At 43.6% G+C, this 748-nt stretch carries 1 protein-coding gene; it reads left to right on the forward strand.

What is annotated here, in order from left to right:
* Nucleotides 1–726: MarC family protein (locus B3182_RS04190; protein WP_292737412.1), on the forward strand; the 726-nt coding region annotated here is incomplete at its 5' end.
* Between the last annotated feature and the right edge of the window lie 22 nt (nucleotides 727–748).

Consider the following 748-nt stretch of genomic DNA (forward strand, 5'->3'; position numbering starts at 1 on the left):
ACACAGAAATCAGGACAGGCTCCAAGACAATACAGAAAACGCATTTATGCGAACATAGCGTTTTCTTTAAGTGGATACATTATGAATGCAATTGGTTTATTTGATTATTGGATCATCGCGATTGCCGCCTTATTTGTCATTGTGAATCCATTAACAACTGCTTTTATGTTTGTATCGCTGTTGCCTCGTACCTCAGAAACCACCCGTAAGGCAGTCGCCAAACGCTCCAGCCTGATTGCTACTGGCGTATTTTTTGTTTTTGCCTTACTGGGTGGTCTTATTTTCAACATATTTGGTATTACCATCGAGGCATTTCGTATTGCCGGTGGCTTGATTTTATTTGGTATTGCGATGAGCATGATTCACAAGGGACTGGATGAAGGTGAGACCAGCAGTGCATCTGATCCTGCAATAGAAGGCAAAATTGCCAAGGATATCTCGGTGATTCCGTTAGCTATCCCGTTTATGAGCGGACCGGGTGCCATTGCCACGGTGATGATTTTGACCAGTGAGGCACCGACAGCCTGGCATTTAATTTTGGTGTTTGCAGCGATTATGCTGACCACAGGATCCTGTTACCTGGCAATGGTGTATTCCCATTTTCTGGTGCGTTATCTGGGAGAAACCGGCAAAGAGATAATTACCCGAATTTTTGGCATCATTCTTTCGGTCATCGCGGTGCAATTTGTCATTAATGGCGTATTGGAAATTTATGCTGGATTATAATCAGTAAAGCCTGAGACCCACT

The sequence above is a fragment of the Methylophaga sp. UBA4204 genome, assembly GCF_002379485.1.
Lineage (GTDB): Bacteria > Pseudomonadota > Gammaproteobacteria > Nitrosococcales > Methylophagaceae > Methylophaga.